The sequence below is a fragment of the Janibacter sp. A1S7 genome (assembly GCF_037198315.1).
Taxonomy (GTDB): domain Bacteria; phylum Actinomycetota; class Actinomycetes; order Actinomycetales; family Dermatophilaceae; genus Janibacter; species Janibacter alittae.
Genome location: NZ_CP144913.1, coordinates 1,228,207 through 1,251,833 on the forward strand (window position 1 = coordinate 1,228,207; position 23,627 = coordinate 1,251,833).

Consider the following 23,627-nt stretch of genomic DNA (forward strand, 5'->3'; position numbering starts at 1 on the left):
TCAGGTCGACGTGCGGGTCGGTTGGTCCGTCCACGGCAGCGATGACGGCAGGTCGTGGGGCACGGTTCCCGGGAAGTTCGGTGGGCGCTTGTCGAGGAAGGAGCGCACTCCCTCGATGGCGTCGGGGTTGGTGGGGAGGTCGCGGATGAGTTGCGAGTCGACCTCGTGGGCGGGGAAGGGAGAGGGCTCGCCGGCCAGTCGGGCGAGCATCTGTCGGGTGACGGCCACCGACACGGGTGCGGTGGTGTCGCGGATGTCGTGGGCCAGTGCCCGGGCTGCCCGGTGCACGTCGTGCGGTGCGTGGACGGATGTGAGCAGGCCGGATGCGAGGGCTTCGTCGGCGTCGAAGATCCGGCCGCTGATCATCCAGTCGCTGGCTCTGGTCATCCCGACCAGGCGTGGGAGGTACCAGGCGGATGCGCCCTCGGGGTAGATGCCCCGGCGGGTGAAGACGAGGCCGAAGCGTGAGTCGGTCGCGGCCAGGCGGAAGTCGCAGGAGAGGGTGATCGTCAGGCCTCCTCCCACGGCGGCGCCGTGGATGGCAGCGATGACGGGGGTGTTCATCAGGTGGATGGTCCGCGAGCAGCGTCCAGCGGGTTCCTGCCAGTGGTCCTGACCGGAGGTCTCGTCCCCTGCGCTGACGTCGAAGCCGCCCCCGCTCAGGTCGGCGCCGACGCAGAAGTCGGTGCCTGCGCCGGTGAGGATGACCACGCGCACGTCCTCGTCGCGATCGGCTCGCTGCAGCGCGTCCTCGAGCTCGTCGGACATGCGCAGGGTGTACCCGTTGCGCGCCTGCGGACGGTCCAGCCGGATCGTCGCGATCCGCTCCTCGACCTCGTAGGTGATGTCGCCGTAGTCACTGATGTCCATGCTCACTCATCTCCCGGTCGCCCGGATCGAGCTCGGCGGCCAGCATCTGCGACCAGGTGCGCACGATGCGGCGGCGGCGTTTGGAGTCGTCGGATAGCAGGTCCGCCAGTGCCAGACCACGGGCCAGGTCCAGCGTGGTCTGGATGAGCGTCCGCGCGTGAGGGTCGTGGTCATCGACCCCGAGGTGCTCCACGGCGGCCGCGTGCACCGACCGCGCGAAGCGACGCTCGAGCGGCTGGATGATCTGCAGCATGTGCGGGTCCGATGCCGCCGCGACCCATGCCTGCAGAGCCGCCCTGAAGAGGTCGCCCATGTAGAGCTCGACCAGTGTCGCCACCACGGCGTGCACGCGCTCGGCACCGGTCAACTGGGGCGGCGTCATGGCCTCGACCATCAGCCGCCGTTCGTCGAACATGTGCTCCAGCGCGGCGACGACCAGTTCCTCACGCGTCGGGAAGTGGTGCTGCAGGGCGCCGCGACTGATGCCGGCGTCGGCGGCGATGACCGAGACGGTCGCTGCGGACCACCCGCGGGTGGCCACGCAGTGCACGGTCGACTCGAGCAGGCGCTGGCGGGTGGCCCGGCTGCGGTCCTGCTTCGGCTCGAGGCTCACGCCGACCAGCGGGGTGCGCGTCGCTGAAGGAAGGCGGTCATGCCCTCCTTGGCCTCCTCGCTGGAGAACAGGCGCGAGGACTGCGCGGCCACCCGATCACGGTGCTCGTCCAGGTGGGCGAGCAGCTCGTGGTTGACGAGCGCCTTGCTCTCGCGCAGGCCCTGCGGCGAGCACTTCGCGAGGTCGCCGGTGAGCGTGTCCAGGGCCGCGGTCAGGTCCTGCGCAGACTCGGTGACCATGCCGATGCGGGCCGCTTCGGCAGCGTCGAACTTCTCGCCGGTGAGGAACACCCGCGAGGCCGCCCGCGGGTCGATCCGCGGAAGGACGGTCAGTGAGATGACCGAAGCGGCCAGGCCGAGGCGCGACTCGGTCAGGGCGAAGGTCGCGGACGGTCCGGCGAGCACGATGTCGCAGGCGGCGACCAGGCCCATGCCGCCGGCGCGCACGTGCCCGTCGACGACTCCGACGACCGGCTTGGGCAGCGTGACGATGAGCCGGAGCAGGTCGACGAGCTCGTCCGCGCGAGCGCGGGCCGGGTCGTCCTCGGGGGCCGCGGACGCCTCGGACAGGTCCGCGCCCGCGCAGAAGGTGCCGCCGGTGTGGGTGAGCACGACCGCGCGCACGGCCCCGTCGGCCGCCGCGGCCTCGAGCGCTTCGCGCAGCTGCCCCACGAGCAGGCCGGACAGCGCGTTGCGGTTGTGCGGAGAGTCCAGCGCCACCGTCGTGACACTGCCCGTTGTGGTCACGCTCACGCGTCGCTGCGTCTCCTGGGTGCTCATGCCTCGTCCTGCCCTTCGCTGTCGTCCTCGACCACGGCCAGCGTGGCGCCCTGCTCGACCTGCTGACCCGTCGAGACCGAGATCTCGACGACCGTGCCGGAGGCCGGGGCAGCCACCTCGTGCTCCATCTTCATCGCCTCAAGGTAGAGCAGCGGCTGGCCCACCGTCACCTCGTCGCCGACCTCCACGGCGATGCCGATGATCGATCCCGGCATCGGCGCGACGAGCGTGCCGGCCGGCTTCTGCGCGGCCGGGTCGACGAAGCGCGGCAGCACCCGCAGCGTCAGGGAGCCCATGGGTGAGTCGACCGCGACCTGCGTGCCGGACCCGTCGGCGTCGTCGATCGTGGCGACGTCGAAGCGCCGGCGCACCCCGTCGAGGTCGATGACGACGGACCCTGCGGTGGCCTCGACGAGTTCGATGCTCGTCACGTCCGCCGGGAGTGTCTCCACCTCGAGCCCCTCGTGGCCGATGCGGTACCCGACGTGGATCTCCCGGTCGCCGTGACCGAAGCCGCGGCGTTGGAAGATGCTCGGCACATTGCGGAACCCACCACTGACGGTCCCGAGCACCGTGCGCTCGGTACGCTGCCGTGCGCCGTCGGCGATCGAGGCCACGAGCGCGGCCAGGTCGGGGGCGAGAGCAGCGTCAGCGGTCAGCGAGGTGGGGTCGTGCCGGTCGTAGAAGCTCGTGTCCGCGGTACCGGCAAGCATCTCCGGGTGGAGCAGACTCGCCACGAGCAGGTCCCGATTGGTCGCCAGACCGTGCACCCGGCCGCGTCGCAGCGCGGAGGCGAGCTCACGAGCTGCCTCGGCGCGGGTCGGGGCGAAGGAGATCACCTTGGCGATCATGGCGTCGTAGTGGGTGCCGATGACCGAGCCGACCTCGACGCCGGAATCCAGGCGCAGACCGTGGTGCGCCGGGATCGCGAAGTGCGAGGTCACCCCCGGCAGGTCGAGCGCGGCGACGGTCCCCGTCTGCGGGCGCCAGTCGTCGCCCGGATCCTCGGCGTAGAGCCGGGCCTCCATCGACCACCCCCGGGGGCTCGGCTCGTCCCCGATGAGCTGCCGGCCCTCGGCGACCTCGATCTGCAGACCGACCAGGTCGGTGCCGGTGACGCACTCGGTGACCGGGTGCTCCACCTGCAGTCGGGTGTTCATCTCGAGGAAGAAGAAGGACCCGTCCGGCATGGCGAGGAACTCGACGGTGCCGGCTCCGCGGTAGCCGACGGCAGCAGCAGCGTTGCGTCCGGCGTCGAGCAGCGCGGTGCGCATCTGCTCACCGACCCGGTCGACGAGCGGCGAGGGCGCCTCTTCGATGACCTTCTGGTGGCGTCGCTGCAGAGAGCACTCGCGCTCACCGAGGGCCCACACGGTGCCGTGGGCATCCGCCATGATCTGGACCTCGACGTGGTGACCGGACTCGAGGTATCGCTCGACGAAGACGGTCGGGTCGCCGAAGGCGGACGCGGCCTCACGGGAGGCGGAGGCGACGGCGTCGTCGATCTCGGCCAGGCTGCGCACGATGCGCATCCCCCGGCCGCCGCCTCCCGAGGAGGCCTTGACGAGCACCGGGAGGTGCTCCTGCGCGACCTCGGCCGGGTCGAGGCGGTTGAGCACCGGGACGCCGGCATCGGCCATCCGCTGCTTGGACTCGACCTTGCTGCCCATGATCCGGATGGCCTGCGGGTCGGGTCCGATCCAGGTCAGGCCGGCCGAGAGGACCTGCTCGGCGAAGTCGGCGTTCTCGGACAGGAAGCCGTAGCCGGGGTGGATCGCGTCCGCCCCGGCCCGCTGGGCGGCCTCGATGATCAGGTCGCCGCGCAGGTAGGTCTCGCCCGGAGCGTTGCCGGGCAGGTGCACGGCGGCATCCGCGTCGGTGACGTGGGGACTGCCGGCGTCGGCGTCGGAGAAGACCGCCACGGTGGTGATGCCGCGCCGACGGCAGGCCGCGAAGACGCGTCGGGCGATCTCGCCGCGGTTGGCGACCAGGACTGTGGAGATCGCGCCGCTGGTGGTGGGGGTGGTGCCGGAAGGTTCAGGCTGAGTGGTCATCAATTCCTCACATCCGGAAGACGCCGAAGGACGAGGTGCCCTCGACCGGTGCGGTGTGGACGGCGGACAGGGCGATGCCGAGGACGTCACGGGTGTCCCGGGGGTCGATGATGCCGTCGTCGTAGACCAGACCGGACAGGACCATGGGCATGGCCTCGGCGGCGATCTGCGCCTCGACGGCGGTGTGCATCGCCTGGGCGCCCTCCTCGTCGAAGGGCTTGCCCTGCGCCAGGGCGGATGCGCGCGAGACGTTCGTGACGACATCGGCCAGCTGGGTGGCACCCATGACCGACGAGCGGGCCGAGGGCCAGGTGAAGACGAACCTGGGGTCGTAGGCCCGTCCGCACATCCCGTAGTGCCCGGCGCCGTAGGAGTTGCCCAGCAGCAGCGAGATGTGCGGCACGGTCGAGTTGGACACGGCGTTGATCATCATCGAGCCGTGCTTGATGATCCCGCCCTGCTCGTACTCCTTGCCGACCATGTACCCGGTGGTGTTGTGCAGGAAGAGCAGCGGGGTGTTCGAGCGGTTGGCCAGCTGGATGAACTGCGTCGCCTTCTGCGACTCCTCGCTGAAGAGCACGCCCCGGGCGTTGGCGAGGATGCCGACGGGGAAACCGTGCAGCTGGGCCCAGCCGGTGACGAGCGAGGAGCCGTAGAGCGGCTTGAACTCGTCGAAGTCGCTGTCGTCGACGATCCGGGCGATGACCTCACGGGGGTCGAAGGGGGACTTCAGGTCCGGCGGCACGATCGACAGCAGCTCCTGCGCCGGGTAGCGCGGCGGCCTGGGCGTACTCGTCGCCGGACCGGAGGCCTTGCGGTGGTTCAGTCGCGCGACGATGTTGCGTCCGATGCGGATGGCGTCCTGCTCGTCGAGCGCGTAGTGGTCGGCCAGCCCGGAGACGCGGGCATGCATGTCCGCACCGCCGAGGGACTCGTCGTCCGACTCCTCGCCGGTGGCCGCCTTGACCAGCGGCGGGCCGGCCAGGAAGACCTTGGACTGCTCCTGGATCATCACGACGTGGTCGCTCATGCCCGGCAGGTAGGCGCCACCGGCCGTCGAGTTGCCGAAGACGAGGGCGATGGTCGGGATGCCGGCCTGGGACAGGCGGGTGAGGTTGCGGAAGGTCGCCCCGCCGGGGATGAAGATCTCCTTCTGGGTCGGCAGGTCCGCGCCGCCGGACTCCACGAGGGAGATCACCGGCAGCCGGTTGGCCAGCGCGACCTCGTGCATCCGCAGGGTCTTCTTCAGTGACGGCGGATTGCTCGTCCCTCCCTTGACGGTGGGGTCGTTGGCCAGCAGGAGGCACTCGACGCCGCTGACGAGGCCGATGCCGGCGACCACCGAACCGCCGACCGGGAAGTCCGACCCGTACCCGGCCAGCGGCGCCAGCTCCAGGAAGGGGGAGTCCAGGTCCAGGAGCAGCTCGATGCGCTCGCGGGCGGTCAGCTTGCCGCGCGCGTGGTGGCGGGCGGTGTACTTCTCCCCGCCGCCGGCCACGGCCCTGGCGACCTCCACCCCGATGTCGGCGAGGGAGGCCTGCATGGCCTCGGCCGCCTCCTGTGCCTGCGGGCTGGTGGGGTCGAGGGTGCTGCTGAGGATCGTCATGCCGTCAGTCCCATCCGTCGTGCGGCCATCTGGTTGAGGATCTCGACGGTGCCTCCGCCGATGCCGATGATGCGCATGTCGCGGTACTGCCGCTCGATCTCGCACTCGGCCATGTAGCCCATCCCGCCGAAGAGCTGGAGCGCCTCGTGGGCCACCCACTCGCCGGCTCGGGTGGCGGTGTTCTTCGCGAAGCACACGGCCGGGATGAGCGAGGTCAGGTCCTCGCCGGCCTCGTGGCGGTCGACCACGGCCCGGGTGTACGTGCGCGCGACGTCGATGCGTGAGGCCATCTCGACGAGGGTGTTCTGCACCGACTGCCGCGAGATGAGCGGCTCGCCGAAGGTCGTGCGCTCCCGGCACCATGCCGTGGCCAGGTCCATGCAGCGCTGGGCTTGCGAGTAGGCCTGTGCGGCCATGGCGATCCGCTCGGTGAGGAAGGCGCTGCCGATGAGCAGGAAGCCGGCGTTCTCCGGGCCGATGAGGTTGGTGGCCGGCACCCGCACGTCCGTGAAGGACAGCTCGGCGGTGTCCGAGCACCGCCAGCCCAATTTCTCCAGCCGGCGGCCGACCTCGAACCCGGGGGTGCCCTTCTCGATGACGACCAGCGACAGGCCGCGCCCACCGGGGTGCTCCCGGCCGCCGGTGCGTACCGCCGTCGTGACGAAGTCGGCGCGGACCCCGGAGGTGATGTACGTCTTGGCGCCGTTGACGACGTAGTCGTCGCCGTCGCGGCGCGCGGTGGTGCGCAACCCGTTCACGTCGGATCCGCCGTCCGGCTCGGTGATCGCCAGGGCGCCGATCTGCTCACCGGCCAGGGTCGGGGCCACCCAGCGGTCGATCTGCGCCGGGTCGCCCGCGGTGACGATGTGCGGACAGGCGATGCCGGCCGTGAAGAGGGATGCGTAGGCCCCGCCGGCGCCCCCGGCCTCGTGGAAGGCCTCGGTGACGGTGACCCCGGCCCGCTGGCCGCCGCCTTCGCCCCCGGCGTGCTCGGGGAAGCTCGCGCCGAGCAGCCCCTGCCGTGCGGCGGCGGCGTGCAGCGAGCGGGGCAGCTCCCCTGCGCGCTCCCAGTCGTCCTGGTGCGGCAGGACCTCGCGCTCGACGAACTGACCCGTCGTTTCGCGCAGGGCGCTGATCTCGTCGGTGTACCAGTCGGCGTGGCTCATCGGTGGTCCTCGGGGGGCGAAGGGAGCAGGTGGTCGGGGATGTCGACGTGCCGGGAGCGCAGCCACTCGCCCAGCCCCTTGGCCTGCGGGTCGAAGCGCGCGTTGTAGGCCACGCCCTCGCCCAGCAGGTCGTGGACGACGATGTTCACCGCCAGCAGGTTCGGCAGGTGGGTCACCGTAACCGGCAGGTCGGCGGCCTCGGGCAGCAGCTGCCGGATCCGCTCGGGAGTGAGCAGCGCGGACAGCCACGGCCAGGCCGCCGCGTCGCGCACCCACACGCCGACGTTGGCGTGACCGCCCTTGTCGCCGGAGCGGGCCCCGGCGATCGTGCCCAGCGGCGCCGTCGTCGTCGGCCACCCCGTCGGCGCGGGGTTCGCCGCTGCGGGCTGGCCGGTGAGCGGTTCGAGCGCCTGGGTCCGCTGCGGGGGACCCACGGCCACGACGGTGCCGTCGTCGAGGACGACCTCGTGCTCGGGGACCGACTGCGGGACGTAGCCGGGGGTGAAGACGCCGTACGGGGACCCTCCCGAGGGTGGCGCGAGCGTGTGGCAGCCGGGGTAGGTGCCCAGGGCGATGTCGATGCCGGCCTGGGAGAAGGGGCGGCCGACGACCTTCGGGTCGCTGTCGCGGGCGACGACGGTCAGCAGCGCCGCGGCCTGCTGCTGGGTGGGGGCGTCGGGTCGGTCGGTGCGCGCGAGCGTCCACGTCATCTCGGCGGGGGAGGTGGTCAGCTCCTCCTCGAACTGCCGTTGGACGAGCTCCGCCTTCGCCCGGATGTCCAGTCCCGTCAGGACCATCGTCATCTCGTTGCGGAAGCCGCCGAGGGCGTTCAGCGACACCTTGACGTCCGGCGGGGGAGCCTCGCCCCGGATGCCGGTCATCGAGACCCGGTCCGGCCCGTCCTGGGCCAGGACGATCGTGTCCAGGCGGGTCGTGACGTCCGGACCCGGGTAGCGGGCGTCGGCGATCTCGTAGAGCAACTGACTCTTGATGGTGTCGACGGTCACGGCGCCGCCGGTCCCGGGGTGCTTGGTGATGATGCTGGAGCCGTCGCGACGGATCTCGGCGAGGGGGAAGCCGAGGTGGCTGAAGTTGTCGATCTCGGTGAAGAAGGCGTAGTTGCCACCGGTGGCCTGGGTGCCGCACTCGATGACGTGTCCCGCGGCCGTGGCTCCGGCGAGGGCGTCCAGGTCCTCGCGGCCCCACCCGAAGTGGGCGATGGCCGGGCCGACGATGACCGAGGCGTCCGTGACCCGTCCGGTGACGACGATGTCGGCGCCGGAGTCGACGGCACGGGCGATGCCGAAACCGCCGAGGTAGGCGTGCGCCCCCATCGGCCGGCCCAGATCGAGCGCGGCGGCGCGCGGGGTCAGGTCGTCGCCGCGGACGTGGGCGACCCTCGGGGAGAGTCCCTGCTCGGTGGCGAGCTCGCGGATGGCGCTGACGAGGCCGGGGGTGTTGACGCCACCGGCGTTGGCGACGATCGTCACGCCCTTCTCGAGGGCCAGTCCGAGGCAGTCCCGCAGCTGCACCAGGAAGGTCCTGGCGTACCCGGTGTCCGGATCCTTGAGCCGGTCGCGGCCGAGGATGAGCATCGTCAACTCGGCCAGCCAGTCGCCGGTGAGGACGTCCAGCTCGCCACCCTCGAGCATCTCGCGCATCGCGGAGAGCCGGTCGCCGTAGAAGCCGGAGCAGTTGCCGACCCGCAGCACCTCCCGTTCGGCGGCGCTCATGCCCGGGCCCGTCGGGGGGCGCCGGCGAAGACCTGCGCGATGGACAGCCACTCCACGGCCTCGCCGGTGGCGTGCAGGTCGGTGTCAGCGGCGTCCCGACGCTGGGTGACGACCAGGCAGAAGTCCTGCGCGGGCCCGGTCACCCGGTCGGCGCTGCGCTCACCGTCCTCGTCACCCCAGATCCACAGGTCCCCGTCGGGCCCGGTGAGCTCGATCCGAAAGGGCTGGACCGGGGGAGTGAGGTCGTTGATGAGGTAGGCGAAGTCTCGGGTGCGGACTCCCAGATGGCAGATGTCACGCAGGCGCGCCGTGGGAGCGCGCCGGACCCCGAGGGCGTCGGCGACGTCCTGACCGTGCGCCCACGTCTCCATCAGACGGGCGGTGGCCATCGAGCGGGGGCTCATCGGGGGTCCGAACCACGGCAGCTTGGTGTCAGCGGGGGCATCGCGCAGGACCTGCGCGAGCGTCTCCCGACCGTCCCGCCAACGGGCGAGGATCTCGGCGGGGGTGTCGACGGCGCCCTGCTCCGTGCGGGTGTCCACGTGCCCCACGGGGTCCTGCACGGCGATCTCGACCTCGTCGGCGAATGCCTGCGGATCGGTGGTGGCGACGGCCGCGATCTCATCGGTCCACGCCAGGTGGGCGATCTGGTGGGCGATCGTCCACCCCTGCGCCGGGGTCGATTGTGCCCAGGCTTCGTCGTCGAGGTCGGCGACGAGGACGTCGAGGTCGGCGCACTCGTCGAGGAAGGAGGCCACGGTGTCGCTCATGGGCCAGAGCGTGGCACGTTGCCACCAAACAAGCAAGCATGCTTGCTTGTTTGGTGATTCGCGGCTAGCGTCCCGGCCATGCGCCTCACTGATGAGCACTCCGCCTTCCGCGCCAGCGTGCGGGCCTTCGTCGAGTCCGAGATCAACCCGCGTGCGGACGAGTGGGAGGCGGCTGGCATCTTCCCGGCCCACGAGCTCTTCCCCAAGGCGGCCGCCCTCGGGCTGTTCGGTCTCGAGTACGACACCGAGTTCGGGGGAGAGGGGGCTGACCACTCCTTCCAGATGGTCGCCGCCGAGGAGCTCGGTCGGTGCGACTCGGCCGGTGTCTCGATGGCCATCGGCGTCCAGTCGATGATGGCCACCCCGTCGTTGGCGCAGTTCGGTACCGACGAGCTCAAGCGCACCTACCTGGCCCCGGCGCTCGCCGGCGAGATGGTGACGGCGATCGCCGTCACCGAGCCGGACACCGGGTCCGACGTCTCACGCCTGCGCACGAAGGCGCGACGCGACGGCGACGACTGGGTGATCACCGGACGCAAGACGTACATCACCAACGGCACCCAGGCCGATTGGCTCTGCCTGTTGGTCCGCACGTCCGACGAGGGTGGACACCGCGGGATGTCCCAGATCATCGTCCCGACGAACAGTCCCGGCTTCTCGGTGGCCAAGCGCCTGGACAAACTCGGTAACCGCAGCTCCGACACCGCTGAGCTCGTCCTCGACGAGGTCAGGGTGCCCGTGTCGAACACGATCGGAGAGATCGGCCGTGGCTTCCAGCAGCAGATGGCGCAGTTCGTCATCGAGCGGATGTTCGCTGCCTACAACGCCGTCGGCAGCTGCGACCGCGCCCTCGAACGCACCCGGGGCTACATCGCCGAGCGTGAGGTCTTCGGCCAGCCACTGGCCACGAAGCAGTACGTGACCTTCCGTCTGGCGGAGCTGCAGGCCCGGGTGGAACTGCTGCGCAGCCACAACGCGGCCGTCTGTGAGGCACATCTGGCGGGCGAGGACATCATCCGCGGTGCCAGCGTCGCCAAGCTGACCGCGGGCAGGCTCATCCGCGACGTCGCCGACTCCTGCATCCAGTTCCACGGCGGGATGGGGTACATGGAGGAGACGTGGACGGCACGTTTCCTGCGCGACACCCGGCTCGCGTCGATCGGTGGCGGCGCCGACGAGGTCATGCTCCAGGTCCTGGCCCGCCTCGACGGGATGCCCGCGTGATGGACCACGGATTCGGCAGCTGGGCCACCATCCACCACCTCCGCAACGCAGACCGCGTGGCCTACGTGGACGGGCTCGCCGGCGTGCAGACCACCTACGCCCAGCTCGAGGAGCGGACCAACCGGTTGGCCGACGCACTGCGGGCGAAGGGGGTGTCACACGGTGAACGGGTGGCGCTTCTGTGCCTCAACAGCCCGCAGATGATGGAGATCTATCTCGCGGTCGCCAAGCTGGGAGCCATCAGCGTGCCGGTGAACTTCCGCCTGCACCCCGATGAGATCGCCCATGTCCTCAGCGACTCCGGAGCGAGCCTGCTCTTCGTCAGCACCCCCTTCGTCGATGCTGCAACGCAGGCCCTGGCGAGCGGGACGTCCGTGCGCGAGACGATCCGGGTACCGGCACTGGCTGAGCGGGAAGCAGGCGAAGGGGGCGACTACGAGCCCCTCGTGTCCTCGGGCGCCTCCGAGCGGGTCGTGGCCGACGTGGGACACGACGACGTGTGCGTGATCATGTACACCTCCGGCACGACGGGACGTCCGAAGGGCGCCATGCTCACCCACGGCAACTTCTTCTACAACGCCATCAACGCGATGGGGTTCGCCTCGGGCATCGGACGCACCGATGTCACGATCTCGGCCGCGCCCCTCTTCCACATCGGGGCGCTCGGGGTGCACACCCTGCCCTTCCTCTTCGTCGGTGCCGGCGTCGTGGTGATCGAGGCCTTCACCCCGGACCAGTGGGTCGAGGCAGCCGCACGACACCACGTGACGCAGGCCTTCCTCGTCCCGGCGATGTGGGCGGCCGTCGCTGCGTCGCCGGCACTGGAGACGGCGGACCTGTCCTCCCTTCGACTGGCGATCAGCGGCGGGGCGCCCTGCCCACTGCCGGTGATCTCCGCGATGAAGAGCCACGGGGTGGCCTTCACCGAGGGCTTCGGCATGACCGAGACCTCACCCAATGCCGCGTGCCTCCAGCCGGAGGACGTCGTCGAGCACGCGGGCTCGGTCGGGCGACCGGTCGCCTTCATGGACTTCCGGATCCTCGACGAGATGGACCAGGACGTCCCCGTCGGGCACGTCGGTGAGCTCTGCCTGCGGGGCCCGAGCGTCTTCGTGGGGTACTGGGACAAGCCCGAGGCAACGGCCGAGGCGATCCGGGACGGCTGGTTCCACACCGGCGACATGGCCCGGGTCGACGAGGAGGGCTTCTACAGCCTCGTCGACCGGAAGAAGGACATGATCATCACCGGCGGGGAGAACGTCTACCCGATCGAGGTCGAGCAGGTGCTCTACGGACATCCTGACGTCGTCGAGGTCGCGGTGATCGGGGTCCTCGACGAGACCTGGGGCGAGACCGTCGCCGCCGTCGTCGTGCGCGCCGCGGACTCGAGCCTCACCGCCGACGGGTTGCGCGAGTGGGCCCGGGAGCGGATCTCGCACTTCAAGGCACCCCGTCGAGTGGCCTTCGTCGACGAGCTGCCCCGCAACGCCACCGGCAAGATCCTCAAGCGCGAGCTGCGCATCACCGAGGGCGGCGGCCACACGGCCGTCTCCCGCTGACCACACAGGAGTTCACCACCATGACCGCGAATCTTCAGGGACGCACGATCCTCATGTCCGGCGGCAGCCGCGGCATCGGACTGGCCATCGCCGAGCGGGCTGCCCGGGACGGCGCCAACGTCGCCATCGTCGCCAAGACGGATACCCCGCACCCGAAGCTCGAAGGCACCATCCACACCGCCGCCGCTGCCATCGAGGCCGCCGGTGGTCGGGCGCTGCCGATCCTCGGCGACGTCCGCTCCGAGGAGTCGGTCCAGGAGGCCGTGGACCGCACCGTCGAGCGCTTCGGTGGCATCGACATCGTCGTCAACAACGCCAGCGCCATCGACCTCTCTCCCACGGAGGAGCTGCCGATGAAGAAGTACGACCTGATGCAGGACATCAACTGCCGCGGGTCCTTCCTCCTGGCGAAGACCGCGCTGCCGCAGCTGAAGGCATCCGAGGCGGCACACGTGCTCACCCTCTCGCCGCCGATCAACCTCGCACCGCGCTGGGCCGGTAGCCACCTGGGCTACACCATCGCCAAGTACGGGATGAGCCTGGTCACGCTCGGCCTGGCCGAGGAGTGGGCCACGTACGGCATCGCGGCGAACAGCCTGTGGCCCAGGACGGCCATCGCCACGGCGGCCGTGGAGAACCTCCTCGGCGGCGAGCAGACGATGGCCCGCAGCCGCAGCCCGCAGATCATGGCCGATGCGGCCCACGCGATCCTCACCCGGGACCCTGCAGAGTTCACCGGACACTTCCTCATCGACGACGACGTCCTCGCCGAGGAAGGTGTCACCGACCTCTCCTCCTACGGGCCGCCGCTCGAGGAGCTCCTGCCCGACTTCTTCCTCGGCGAGTGACTGCCGCCCCGGACCACTCACCCCTTCGCGACAAGGACCTCCCGATGCAACCCGACCTGTCACTCGTGGACCCCCTCGAGTACAACCTCGCGACCCGCACCAACGCGGGTGACGTCATCATCCGCTCGGCCGCGATCTTCCCCGACCGGGTGGCGATCGTGGACGGCGATCGTGAGGTGACCTACCGGGAGCTCGCCGAGACGGTGGACCGTCTCGGCCACGCACTGCTGGGTCTGGACCTGCCCGCCGGAAGCCCGGTGGCGCTGACGATGATGAACTCCTGGCGGTTGCTGGCGACCTACTACGCCTGCGCCCGCGCCGGGCTGGTGTGCATGCCGCTGAACTTCCTGCTGGCCGGGGAGGACCAGGCCTGGATCCTGCAGGATGCGACGCCGCGCGCGCTCGTCACCGACGCGGCGTTCCGACCGTTGCACGAGCAGGTGCTGCCCGGCGTGACCTCCGTGGAGCACGTCATCGTCACCGACGAGGAGAGCCCGCAGCCCGTGGCCGGGCGGTCGACGCACCACTGGCAGTCGCTCGTCGACCGGGCGCCGGCGACGCCCCTGGAGGTGCTCGTCGACGATCGCGACACCGTGCAGTGCCTCTACACCTCGGGCACGACGTCCCGGCCGAAGGGGGTGCTGACCAGCCACACCGCGCTGGTCACCTCGCTGCTGTCGAACGCGCTGGTGACCCGTCAGTCGTGGGGCCGGGACTCGCCGGTCATGCTCGTCGTGCTGCCGATGTTCCACGTCACAGCCCTGAACACCGTGACCATGCCCGTGCTGATGATGGGCGGCACGGCCGTCCTGGCCGGCATGGCCTTCGACCCGGCCAGGAGCCTGGACCTGATGGAGCAACGCCGGGTGACGCACATGATGATGCTGCCGCTGATGCACCGCGCCTGCCTCGCCGAGCAGTCCGCTCGCCCGCGCGACCTGTCGTCGGTGACGACCGCGATCTACGCGATGGCGCCGATGCCGGCGGACCTGCTCGCCGCCGTCGACGAGATGTACCCCAACGCCGACGTCATCCTCGGCTCCGGTCAGACCGAAGTCGTACCGACGACCACCATGCAGTGGCCCGAGCACCGGCACAGCGCCCCGGACTCGTGGGGGCCCCAGTCGGTGTCCGTGCTGACGCAGATCATGGACCCGATGGGCCGGTTGCGGGACGCCGGCGACACGGGCGAGATCGTCTACCGCGCCCCCAACGTGTGCAGCGGGTACTGGAACAACCCCGAGGCGAACCAGCAGGCCTTCGCCCACGGGTGGTTCCACTCCGGTGACGTCGGGCACCTCGACGAGGAGGGGGTGGTGTGGTTCACCGACCGCCTGAAGGACGTGATCAAGAGCGGCGGGGAGAACGTCTCCTCCGTCGCCGTCGAGGCCGTCCTCCTCGGTGCGCCCGGCGTGGCCGAGTGCACGGTGATCGGGGTCCCCCACGAGCACTGGGGTGAGGCCGTGTGTGCCGTGGTCGTGGCCGACGGCACGGTGGCCGTGGACGAGCTCCGGGCCGGGGTGATCGCCCACGCGAGGGCGCATCTGGCCGGTTTCCAGGTGCCCAAGGAGGTGCGGGTCATCGAGGAGCTGCCGAAGACCGCGACCGGGAAGATCCAGAAGCACCAGGTCCGCGGCCTCGTGCGGTGAGGCGGGCTAGGCCAGGTCGAGGGTGATGAACTTCGGCCGGTAGATCGTCGGGTTGGCCATCAGCTCGTCGAAGTCGAAGGTGTTGACGTTGTAGGAGACGAGCAACTGACCGTCGGGCGACAGCTCCGGGTGGCCGTGCGCGTTGTACGTGAAGTGCTGCCCCTGCGTCTCCGGGGTCTCGTAGATCGTCTGCGGCTGCTCCCACGGCCCGCTGGGGGAGCAGGCCGTCCACGCGTTGATCTTCGGGCTGTATGCCTGCGTGGTGTCCGAGGAGATCATCAGGTACCCGTCGCGGAAGGGGGAGACACTCAGCTCGTTGGCGACCCCCTTCGTCAACCGGGTGCTCTCGTCGGACTGCGCGCCCCACCCGTCCTCGCCGAGGTACTCCCACGTCGACCGGTCGGCCAGGGATCCTGCCGGAGCCCGTGCCACGTGCAGGTGCTTGACCTCCTCCCGGTCCTCGATGCCGTAGATCCAGGTGTGCGTCGCCGTCGTCAGCAGCCCCGCCCCCCACGCGACCGGCCCCTCGAAGCCCTCCTCGACGTCGGTGACCTCCAGCTCGGGCAGGGACACGTGGGCCAGGGTGTTGCGCTCCCACTCGAAGCCGTGCTCGCCCACCCGCGAGGTCAGGGACAGGAAGACGAGCAGCTCACCGCCTTCGACCTTGGCGTCCTGCACCCAGTGGTACGTCTGCTCGCCCGGGTCCGGGAAGAAGGACTCGGGCCCCTCGCGGGTCAGTGTGCTCAGCCGACCCGAGTCGTCCTCGACGACCAGGGCGTTGTGCACCATCGTCATCCCCGGCGCCGGGGTGCCGCGCTCGTCGAGGGCACCGATGAGCGAGTCGCTGAAGAGCCACAGCGTGCGGTCATCGGGCAGCTGCACCGAGTAGGTCGAGTCGCCCCCCACCCAGCCCGGCCCGGACAGCTCGAAGCGCGCGTCGTCGGAGCGCGAGGGCTGCGCCCAGTCGAGATCCGCCGTGATGGCCTCGCAGTCGCCCCGGTCCCGCTCACCCTCGTCGGCGCACCCGGCGAGCAGGCCGGCGCCGATCGCGAGTACGGCGCAGCCCGCGGTCAGGCGTCTGCGGTGCATGCGGGCTCCTGGCGAAGGGGGTGGGACGCCTCCCATTGTGACCGATGGGTAGTCCCGGGGCCGTCCCACGCTGCGGTGCAGCCGGTCACGGTCAGAGCCAGCCGAGGTCCTGCGCTCGCCGGGCGGCCTCCACGCGCGTGCTGGAGCCGGTCTTGCCGATCGCCGAGGACAGGTGGTTGCGCACGGTTCCGGGGGAGAGATGCACCCGCGTGGCGATCGCGGCGGCCGAGCCGCCGTCGAGGGCATGGGTGAGTACCTCGCGCTCACGGTCGGTCAGCGGGTTGGGCCCGCCGACGACGCTCTCGGTCGCCAGCGACGGATCGACGACCCGGCCGCCCCGGGCGACGGAGCGCACGGCCTCGGCCAGCTCGTCGGACGGTGTGTCCTTGACGACGAAACCACTGGCCCCGGCCTCGAGCGCCCGGCGCAGATAGCCCGGCCGACCGAAGGTGGTGACGATGAGGATCTTCGTCCCGGGCACCTCGCGGGCGAGCTCGGCGGTTGCCGCGATGCCGTCCATCCCGGGCATCTCGATGTCCAGGACCGCGACGTCGGGACGGGTTCGGCGAGCCGCCGCGAGGACCTCGTCACCGGAGCCGACCTCGGCGACGATCTCGAGGTCGCCCTCGAGCCCGAGCAGCGCGGCCATCGCCCCCCGCACGAGGGCCTGGTCGTCGGCGAGCAGCACGGTGGTCACGGCAGCTCCACCCGCACCCTCGTGCCCGGCCCCGCGGAGCCGCCGATGCCGTCGCCGACCTCGATCCGCCCACCAGCCTGGTCGACGCGCTCGCGCAGACCGGTCAGCCCGGTGCCCTCCTTGCGACCGCGCAGCCCGCGGCCGTCGTCGGCGACCTCGAGCCACGAGGGGCCCCACTCGACCTCGACCCGCTTGGCGCCGCTGTGCCGAATGACATTGGTAATCGCCTCCCGCAGTGCCCACGCGATCGTGATCCGGTGGGCGGGGTCGACGATGTCGCCGTCCGCGGGCAGGACGGCCTCGATCCCGGCGTCGCGAAGGGCGGTGGCCGCCGACTCGCGCTCGTCGGCCAGCCGGGCCACCCGCAACCCGGAGACGGTCGCGCGGATCTCGGCCAGCGACTGCCGGGACAGTGCCCGGATGTCGGCCAGCTCCCCCTTCGCCCGCTCGGGGTCGATGTCGATCAGCCGCTCGGCGAGGTCCGCCTTGAGGGTGACCACGGTCAGGCTGTGACCGAGCACGTCGTGCACGTCCCGGGCGACGCGGTCACGCTCGGCGGAGACGGCCAGGGAGCGTTGCAGCACCTGGTGCCGCTCGTCGCTGAGGATCAGTCGACGCATCAGCAGGCCGAAGCCACCGATGAGGACGGGCAGGAAGAGGAAGGGCCACGCCTGGGGGAAGGTCCCGGTGGTCACCAGGACCACCGCTGCGACGACGACGACGGCGACGACCGTCGGCAGGGGCCACCGGTCGGGGAAGCTGAAGGCGGCGACGGCGGTGAGGAAGGTGGTCATCCCGACGGCCTCCGCCCCGATGACCGGTACGAGCGCGAGCACGATCAGCACCATCGCCGCGAAGCTGCCGAGCACGATGACCCGGTCGGTGCGCGACCACCCGCAGTGCAGTGCGCCCTGACCCCGGAGGAAGCCCCACAGGTAGAAGCCCGAGAAGGCCAGGACGGCGAGCAGTCCGGCAACGCGCTCTGCAGGTCGTCCGCTCGTCTCCTGCAGGATCGCCAGAGCCGGGAAGGCGAGGAAGACCAACCAGATGGCGGCGAGGACCCAGCCGTGCCGGGCCCACGGGTCCGTGCCGTACCCCTCGTCCGAGGGGGCCCCGGCGACGGACTCGGCAGCAGTCACTGCCGCTCCCGGCTCCGCCTGGCCAGGTAGACCGTCGCCACGGCCATGATGATCGTCCACACCACCACGTTAGTCAGTGGCACCCACAGCGACTCGTGGGCGAGGTTGCCCTGCATGTCCACCGAGGAGCCCTCGGTCAGCGGGTACCGGGCGAGGGAGACCATCCCGTAGAGGGGGGTGAACTTCGCGATCGTGAGCATGATCCCCGACAGCGGGATGAAGATGTTGCCCAGGAAGGCGAAGATCACCAGCGAGCCGGAGGCGGCGCCCACGGCGGACTCGGAGCGGAAGGCGAGCCCGAAGATCAGGCCGTAGAGGGCGAACAGGCAGGCTCCGAAGAGCACGATCGCCGCACTGGCGAACCAGACCCAGAGGTCTCCCTTCGCCCCGGTGCCGATCCCGATGGCGTAGATGAGCACGATCGGGATCAGCGCGATCGCCAGGGCGATGATCGCCTTGCCCGCGACGTAGGAGCTGTCGCGAAGGGGGGTCAGCCCCAGCTGGCGCCCCCACCCCTGCTGGCGCTCGACGGCGGCCTGACCGCCGATGCTCACCGTCGCGGTGACGGCGCCGTAGACCGCCATCGAGATCATGATGTAGAGCGCGACGTTGCCTCGGCCGATGTCCTGCGCGCCGAAGGTCTGCGCGGCGCCGAAGACGATGTACATGAAGGCCGGCAGGACGGCGATGAAGAACAGGCCGACGTAGTCGCGGCCGATCCGCTTGATCTCCAGGCCGATGATCGTGGGGTTCATCGCGTCTCCTCCAGGATCGCGTCGGTGGACCGGTCGTCACCGGGGTCTGCACCCGGCGCACTGCCCGGGTCGTCGGGCTCGGTCGTCGCCGCTCCGGTGATCGCCAGGAAGGCCGCGTCGAGGGAGGCGGTGGTGACCTCGAGGTTGCTGCCGCCGAGGTCGACGAGCAGCAGCCGGGCGAGCGCATCGGAGTCCTCACCGATCGCCGTGACCCGGTCGCCGGCGACGGTGACCGAGCTCGTCCCGGGCAGGCCGCGCAGACGCTCGGCGACAGCGCCGACGTCCCCCCTGCGGACGTCGGCACTGACGGTGCGACCGCTCGCGCGGGAGCGGATCTCCTCGGTGGTGCCGTCGGCGACGACCCGGCCACCGGCCATGAGGACGATCCGGTCGGCGAAGGTGTCGGCCTCCTCGAGGTAGTGGGTGGCGAAGAGGACGGTGCGCCCCTCGGCGGCGTCCTGGTGCATCGTGCGCCAGAACTCCCGGCGCGCGCGCACGTCCATCCCGGCGGTCGGCTCGTCGAGGATGAGCAGGTCCGGGTCGGGGAGCAGTGCCAGCGCGAAGCGCAACCGTTGCTGCTCACCGCCGGAGAGCTTCGCGACCAGGCGGTCGGCCAGGTCGGTGAGCCCGGCCCGCTCGATGACCTCCTCGACCGGGCGGTGCTCCGGGAAGGTCGAGGCGATCATCCGCACGGTCTCGCCGGCGGTGAGGTCCCGCAGCAGGCCGCCGGTCTGCAGCACGGCCGAGACCCGCCCTTCGTGCACGGCGCGGCGGGGCGGGGCGCCGAAGGAGGTGATGCTGCCCGAGGTCGGCTCGGTCAGACCCAGGACCATGTCCAGGGTCGTCGTCTTGCCGGCACCGTTGGGCCCGAGGATCGCGACGACCTCGCCGGGACGGATGGTCAGGTCGACGCCGGTGACGGCGCTGACCGTCTGGGAACCGGAGCGGAAGTGCTTGGTCACCTCGCGGAGCTGGATCCCCTCGGCGTGGCGCGGCGTCGCCGCGTGGGTGCTCGTGTCGGTCATGACTCCAGCATCGGACGCCCGTACCTCCACCGGCCATCCTCGGATGTCACGACTCGGGCATGACACCTGTCATGGAGGCAGACATCCGGGGCCCGAAGGGTCATGATGGAAGGAGAAAGGGTCCGGGGGTCCGACTCGGGCCGGCTACACGATGGAGGTCGAGATCATGGGCGCCGCAGTGGAGATCAACACCGGGACGATCGCTCCGGTCCACCTCAAGGGCAAGCACATCATGCTCGGCACGCAGTCCCTCGGTGTGTTCGACGGGACCCAGTCGGTCGTGCGCTTCGAGATCCCGTCGGGCAAGCACGTGCTCTACCTCAAGGACGGGCTGACCACGTCCGGCGCGGTCGCCTTCCGCGTCCGCACCGGCCACTGTGCCCAGCTGACGCTCAAGGACGTCGACGCGGGGATGTTCGCGGCGATCTTCGGCGGCTGGTTCGCGTTGAAGCGTGCCGGCGACGCGGTCCTCGACGAGGAGACCCCGGGCGCCGAGGAGATCTCCGTCGACGAGGTACCGGTCGAGGCCTGAGCGCGCACCCCGCGTGGCACCATCGGTGCCATGCAGGTCACTCAGCTTCGCATCTATCCGGTGAAGTCCCTCGGGGGCGTGGACGTCGACGCCGCACGCGTCGAGCCGTGGGGTCTGGCGGGGGACCGGCGCTGGGCGCTCGTCGACGAGTTGGGCGAGCGGGTCACCGCGCGCGAGGTCAACGCGCTGCTCGGGCTGCGGGCGCAGATCATCGACGACGAGACGATCCGCATCCACGCGGGCGAGGAGAGCATCCTCGTCGACACGCCGCTGGGGCTGCCTCCGGTCCCGGTGGGCATCGCCCGGCAGGGGTTCGCTCCGCCCGCCGACCAGGACGTCAGCGAGTGGATCAGCGAGCGCGTGGGTCGTCCGATGCGTCTGGTCTGGCAGGAGGACCCGCGGGTGCGGCGGATGTCCGGTGCCCACGGCGGGCAGGAGGGCGACTCCCTCTCGCTGGCCGACGCCGGTCCGCTGCTGCTCACCTCGCAGACCTCCCTCGCCCGGCTCGAGGAGTGGCTGGTCGCCGAGGCGGACGAGCCGGACCCGCAGGACCTGGACCCCGATGACGTCAGTGGCGCAGGGGCCGGTTCCGTGATGACGGGTGCAGGGAGAGCGAGCCTGAGCATGGTCCGCTTCCGCCCCAACCTCGTCATCGACGGCGAGGAACCCTTCGCCGAGGACGCGTGGCCGACCGTGCGGATCGGGGACGTGGAGTTCCGCACCGCCGAGACCTGCGACCGGTGCGTCATGACGACGATCGACCCGGAGACCCTCGAGCGCGGCACGGAGCCGATGCGCACCCTCGCGCGGCATCGCCGCTGGGATGGCAAGACGTGGTTCGGCACCCGACTCGTCCCCCTCACCCAGGGCGAGCTGGGGGTCGGCGATGACGTCGTCCCCGGGTGACCGGCGACCCGATGAGGAGGTCGAGCGTGACCCCACCTGAGGTCGTGACCGGGCCGGCGGAACTGCTGCCGAGCGAGGCGGAGCAGGCGCAGGTCCACCGGCGCACCCTGACCGTCGTCGTGGTCAGCCAGATCCTCGGCGGGGCCGGCCTGGCCGCAGGCATCTCCGTCGGGGCCCTGCTGGCCCAGGACATGCTTGGCTCGCCGGGGCTGTCCGGACTGCCGACGGGCCTGTTCACCCTCGGGTCGGCTCTGGCCGCCTACGCCGTGGGTCGCTCCACCCAACGGCTGGGACGACGACTGGGCCTGGCCTACGGTTTCCTCGCCGGCGGGTTGGGGGCCTTCGGCGTGGTGCTGGCGGCCGTCGCCGACAACGTGCCCTTCCTCTTCCTCTCCCTCTTCGTCTACGGCTCCGGGACGGCCACGAACCTGCAGGCCCGGTACGCCGGGACCGACCTGGCACCGGAACACCGGCGCGGGTTCGGCACGAGCATGGCCATGGTCGCCACGACGGTGGGTGCGGTGGCGGGCCCCAACCTCATCGAGCCCATGGGCAGGGTTGCCGACACGCTGGGCGTGCCGGCCCTGGCCGGACCCTTCATCCTCTCCGGGGTGGCCTACAGCGCCGCCGGCGTGGTGCTCTTCGCCTTCCTGCGGCCCGACCCGTACCTGATGGCCAAGCGGATCGCCGCCGCGGGGTACGCCGCCGCGGGCGGGTCGGGGCCCGCCCGGGTCCCCACGATCGGCGCCGGCGCGTGGGTGGGAGCGACGGTGATGATCCTGACCCAGCTGGTGATGGTCGCCGTCATGACGATGACGCCCGTGCACATGCGGGCGCACGGCCACGACCTGGGCGCGGTCGGGGTGGTCATCGGTGCGCACATCGCCGCCATGTGGCTGCCCTCGCCCCTGACCGGCGTCCTCATCGACAAGCTCGGACGCACCCCGATGGTGCTGGCGGCCGGCGTGACGCTGCTGGCCGCCGGGGTGGTCGGGGCGGTCGCGCCGGGCGACTCCCTGGGCCTGCTCATCGTGGCTCTCAGCCTGCTCGGGCTCGGCTGGAACCTCGGCCTGATCACCGGCACCACGCTCGTCGTCGACGCCACCGTCCCGCAGAACAGGGCCCGCACCCAGGGGACCATCGACGTCCTCGTCGCGCTCGCCGGCGCCGGGGGTGGTGTCTCCTCCGGTCTGGTGCTGGCGGCGAGCAGCTACCAGGCGCTCGCCCTCGGTGGCGGGTTGCTCGCCCTCGCCCTCGTCCCCGTCCTGCTCTGGGCGAGGGTGCACCACGCCGTCCGGGCCTGAGCAGCCGGCTCACTCGCAACCGATGCCGTCACCGTCCCGGTCGAGGTGGCGGCCGTATCCGGGGTCGCCCGCGCGCACCGGTGCGCTTCCCGCGGCCCGGGCCGCGGTGCAGTTGGCGAAGGGGGCCTGCCCGGCTGCCGGGGGTGGCTGCGGGGGTGTCGTGGTCCGGGGCTCGGGCTCCGGTGCAGGGGTGACCTCCGGCTCGGCGGTCGGCGCCGGAACCGGCGTGGTCGTCGTCGTGGTGGTCGCAACGTCCGCGGTCACGGTCGGCGTCGTCGTCACGGTCGTGGTGGTCGTGGTGGTGACGGTCGTCGTGGGGGGTGGCGCAGCGGTGGGTTCACCCCCGCCGCCGCACCCGCCCGGGGCGAGCGCGAGGAGCACGGACGCGGCAGCGGGCCACGCCCCCTTCGCCCTGCTCATGGGGCGCCCCGCGCGGGTACGCCGGTACCCGCGGGCGTCGGCAGCGGCTGGCCGGGGCACGAATCGAGGATCCGGGTCAGCGCATCGTGCTCGGGAGGAGTCACCCACAGGTCGTAGCGCTGCTTGACCGCGACCTGGCGGGCGGCGTAGTCGCAGCGGAAGGACGTGCGCGGCAGCCAGGTGGCGGCATCGCCGTCACCCTTGTGCGCGTTGGCGCTGCCGTGGACGGCGAGCAGGTTGAGCGGGTCGTTGGCCAGGTTCTCCCGCTGCTGCGCTCCCAGCTGCTGCGCGCCCGTCTGCCACGCGTTGGACAGGGCCACGAGGTGGTCGATCTGCACCTCACGCGAGGTGTCCCGGCCGCGGACGAAGGAGATCGTCGTACTCGTGAAGGGGTCCTGCAGCGTCCCCGTGAGCACGACGCACCCCCCGGTGGACGGGTCGAGCGTGATGGCGGCAAGGTCCCGGCGCAGCACGTCGTTGCGGGTGTCGCAGCCGTTGTGACCACCGTCGACCTCGACCGCGTCGCTCCACGCCTGGCCGAACTGCGCTCGGTCGTACCCCGTCCTCGGCGCTCGCCCCTTGACCGGGAGGCTCTCCAGCACGTCGAGCGTGGGGGAGGAGGCGCCGGCGGTGGACGTGCCGCCGGGGCCGTCCGCGGCGGGCGTCGGTGCCGTCTCGGTGACCGTCACCGGGGACGGGGTGACCGTCGTGGGCGAGGCCGTGGTCGTGGCGCTCGCCGTCTCGGTCACCGTCGTCGTCGCTGCGGTCGGCCCGCCCGGCGCGGTGCACGCCGATGCGACGACGCTCGCGAGCAAAATCGCAAGCCCTCCTCGGGACCTTGTGGACATGAGCCGAACCGTAGCCGGGGCTGGGGACAACCCGGTCGGCG

22 protein-coding genes are annotated in these 23,627 nt (G+C 71.2%); 7 read left to right on the forward strand and 15 right to left on the reverse strand.

Going from position 1 to position 23,627, the window contains the following annotated elements:
• Genes V1351_RS05900 through V1351_RS05935 form a run of 8 tightly spaced genes read right to left on the reverse strand, consistent with a single transcriptional unit; the run spans position 1 to position 9,591 of the window.
• Positions 1 to 870, reverse strand: a complete 870-nt coding sequence (locus V1351_RS05900) for an enoyl-CoA hydratase-related protein (protein WP_338751653.1) — start codon at positions 868 to 870, stop codon at positions 1 to 3.
• The gene (locus tag V1351_RS05905) at positions 857 to 1,483 is read right to left on the reverse strand and encodes a TetR/AcrR family transcriptional regulator (RefSeq protein WP_338751655.1); all 627 of its coding nucleotides are present in this window, start codon (positions 1,481 to 1,483) and stop codon (positions 857 to 859) included. Before V1351_RS05905 ends, V1351_RS05900 begins: the two co-directional genes overlap by 14 nt.
• The gene (locus V1351_RS05910; RefSeq protein ID WP_338751657.1) at positions 1,480 to 2,262 is read right to left on the reverse strand and encodes an enoyl-CoA hydratase family protein; all 783 of its coding nucleotides are present in this window, start codon (positions 2,260 to 2,262) and stop codon (positions 1,480 to 1,482) included. The genes V1351_RS05905 and V1351_RS05910 overlap by 4 nt, the downstream gene beginning before the upstream one ends.
• Positions 2,259 to 4,316, reverse strand: a complete 2,058-nt coding sequence (locus V1351_RS05915) for a biotin carboxylase N-terminal domain-containing protein (protein WP_338751658.1) — start codon at positions 4,314 to 4,316, stop codon at positions 2,259 to 2,261. Before V1351_RS05915 ends, V1351_RS05910 begins: the two co-directional genes overlap by 4 nt.
• A 7-nt stretch (positions 4,317 to 4,323) precedes the next feature.
• A complete protein-coding gene (locus V1351_RS05920; protein ID WP_338751659.1) occupies positions 4,324 to 5,922 on the reverse strand; it encodes an acyl-CoA carboxylase subunit beta in 1,599 nt (532 codons plus the stop codon).
• Complete coding sequence (locus V1351_RS05925; RefSeq protein ID WP_338751661.1) at positions 5,919 to 7,088, reverse strand: acyl-CoA dehydrogenase family protein; 1,170 nt, start codon at positions 7,086 to 7,088, stop codon at positions 5,919 to 5,921. Before V1351_RS05925 ends, V1351_RS05920 begins: the two co-directional genes overlap by 4 nt.
• Positions 7,085 to 8,821 carry an acyclic terpene utilization AtuA family protein gene (locus tag V1351_RS05930; protein WP_338751663.1) on the reverse strand — a complete coding sequence of 579 codons (1,737 nt, stop codon included), beginning with the start codon at positions 8,819 to 8,821 and terminating at the stop codon, positions 7,085 to 7,087. The genes V1351_RS05925 and V1351_RS05930 overlap by 4 nt, the downstream gene beginning before the upstream one ends.
• Positions 8,818 to 9,591: a TIGR03084 family metal-binding protein gene (locus V1351_RS05935; protein ID WP_338751665.1), complete on the reverse strand. Its 774-nt coding sequence runs from the start codon at positions 9,589 to 9,591 to the stop codon at positions 8,818 to 8,820. The genes V1351_RS05930 and V1351_RS05935 overlap by 4 nt, the downstream gene beginning before the upstream one ends.
• Before the next feature lie 78 nt (positions 9,592 to 9,669).
• Here V1351_RS05935 and V1351_RS05940 point away from each other — a divergent pair, with 78 nt between their 5' ends.
• Genes V1351_RS05940 through V1351_RS05955 form a run of 4 tightly spaced genes read left to right on the forward strand, consistent with a single transcriptional unit; the run spans position 9,670 to position 14,871 of the window.
• Positions 9,670 to 10,815, forward strand: a complete 1,146-nt coding sequence (locus V1351_RS05940; protein WP_338751667.1) for an acyl-CoA dehydrogenase family protein — start codon at positions 9,670 to 9,672, stop codon at positions 10,813 to 10,815.
• Complete coding sequence (locus V1351_RS05945) at positions 10,815 to 12,374, forward strand: acyl-CoA synthetase (RefSeq protein ID WP_338752471.1); 1,560 nt, start codon at positions 10,815 to 10,817, stop codon at positions 12,372 to 12,374. Before V1351_RS05940 ends, V1351_RS05945 begins: the two co-directional genes overlap by 1 nt.
• Positions 12,375 to 12,394: 20 nt before the next feature.
• Entirely contained in the window at positions 12,395 to 13,222 is an 828-nt protein-coding gene (locus V1351_RS05950) for an SDR family oxidoreductase (protein WP_338751669.1), read from the forward strand.
• The gene (locus tag V1351_RS05955; RefSeq protein ID WP_338751670.1) at positions 13,219 to 14,871 is read left to right on the forward strand and encodes an AMP-binding protein; all 1,653 of its coding nucleotides are present in this window, start codon (positions 13,219 to 13,221) and stop codon (positions 14,869 to 14,871) included. Before V1351_RS05950 ends, V1351_RS05955 begins: the two co-directional genes overlap by 4 nt.
• Before the next feature lie 6 nt (positions 14,872 to 14,877).
• Here the strand turns inward: V1351_RS05955 and V1351_RS05960 are convergent, their stop codons facing one another.
• From V1351_RS05960 to V1351_RS05980, 5 genes are all read right to left on the reverse strand, one after another.
• Positions 14,878 to 15,960, reverse strand: coding sequence for a DUF4185 domain-containing protein (locus tag V1351_RS05960; RefSeq protein WP_338751671.1), 1,083 nt, complete (start codon positions 15,958 to 15,960; stop codon positions 14,878 to 14,880).
• A gap of 91 nt (positions 15,961 to 16,051) precedes the next feature.
• A complete protein-coding gene (locus tag V1351_RS05965) occupies positions 16,052 to 16,657 on the reverse strand; it encodes a response regulator transcription factor (protein WP_338751672.1) in 606 nt (201 codons plus the stop codon).
• On the reverse strand, positions 16,654 to 17,796 hold the full coding sequence (locus V1351_RS05970; RefSeq protein WP_338751674.1) for a sensor histidine kinase: 1,143 nt from the start codon (positions 17,794 to 17,796) through the stop codon (positions 16,654 to 16,656). Before V1351_RS05970 ends, V1351_RS05965 begins: the two co-directional genes overlap by 4 nt.
• Positions 17,793 to 18,551 carry an ABC transporter permease gene (locus V1351_RS05975; RefSeq protein WP_338751676.1) on the reverse strand — a complete coding sequence of 253 codons (759 nt, stop codon included), beginning with the start codon at positions 18,549 to 18,551 and terminating at the stop codon, positions 17,793 to 17,795. The genes V1351_RS05970 and V1351_RS05975 overlap by 4 nt, the downstream gene beginning before the upstream one ends.
• Positions 18,548 to 19,576: an ABC transporter ATP-binding protein gene (locus V1351_RS05980; protein ID WP_338751678.1), complete on the reverse strand. Its 1,029-nt coding sequence runs from the start codon at positions 19,574 to 19,576 to the stop codon at positions 18,548 to 18,550. Before V1351_RS05980 ends, V1351_RS05975 begins: the two co-directional genes overlap by 4 nt.
• 166 nt (positions 19,577 to 19,742) lie before the next feature.
• Here V1351_RS05980 and V1351_RS05985 point away from each other — a divergent pair, with 166 nt between their 5' ends.
• Genes V1351_RS05985 through V1351_RS05995 form a run of 3 tightly spaced genes read left to right on the forward strand, consistent with a single transcriptional unit; the run spans position 19,743 to position 22,318 of the window.
• Entirely contained in the window at positions 19,743 to 20,108 is a 366-nt protein-coding gene (locus V1351_RS05985) for a hypothetical protein (RefSeq protein ID WP_338751680.1), read from the forward strand.
• A 30-nt stretch (positions 20,109 to 20,138) separates the two neighbouring features.
• Positions 20,139 to 21,014 carry an MOSC domain-containing protein gene (locus tag V1351_RS05990; RefSeq protein WP_338751682.1) on the forward strand — a complete coding sequence of 292 codons (876 nt, stop codon included), beginning with the start codon at positions 20,139 to 20,141 and terminating at the stop codon, positions 21,012 to 21,014.
• Positions 21,015 to 21,040: 26 nt separating this feature from the next.
• Entirely contained in the window at positions 21,041 to 22,318 is a 1,278-nt protein-coding gene (locus tag V1351_RS05995; protein WP_338751684.1) for an MFS transporter, read from the forward strand.
• A 9-nt stretch (positions 22,319 to 22,327) separates the two neighbouring features.
• On the opposite strand, the gene V1351_RS06000 is transcribed toward V1351_RS05995, so the two are convergent.
• Both V1351_RS06000 and V1351_RS06005 read right to left on the reverse strand, forming a co-directional pair.
• Entirely contained in the window at positions 22,328 to 22,738 is a 411-nt protein-coding gene (locus tag V1351_RS06000; RefSeq protein WP_338751686.1) for an excalibur calcium-binding domain-containing protein, read from the reverse strand.
• Entirely contained in the window at positions 22,735 to 23,586 is an 852-nt protein-coding gene (locus V1351_RS06005; RefSeq protein WP_338751688.1) for an HNH endonuclease family protein, read from the reverse strand. Before V1351_RS06005 ends, V1351_RS06000 begins: the two co-directional genes overlap by 4 nt.
• Positions 23,587 to 23,627: the final 41 nt, after the last annotated feature.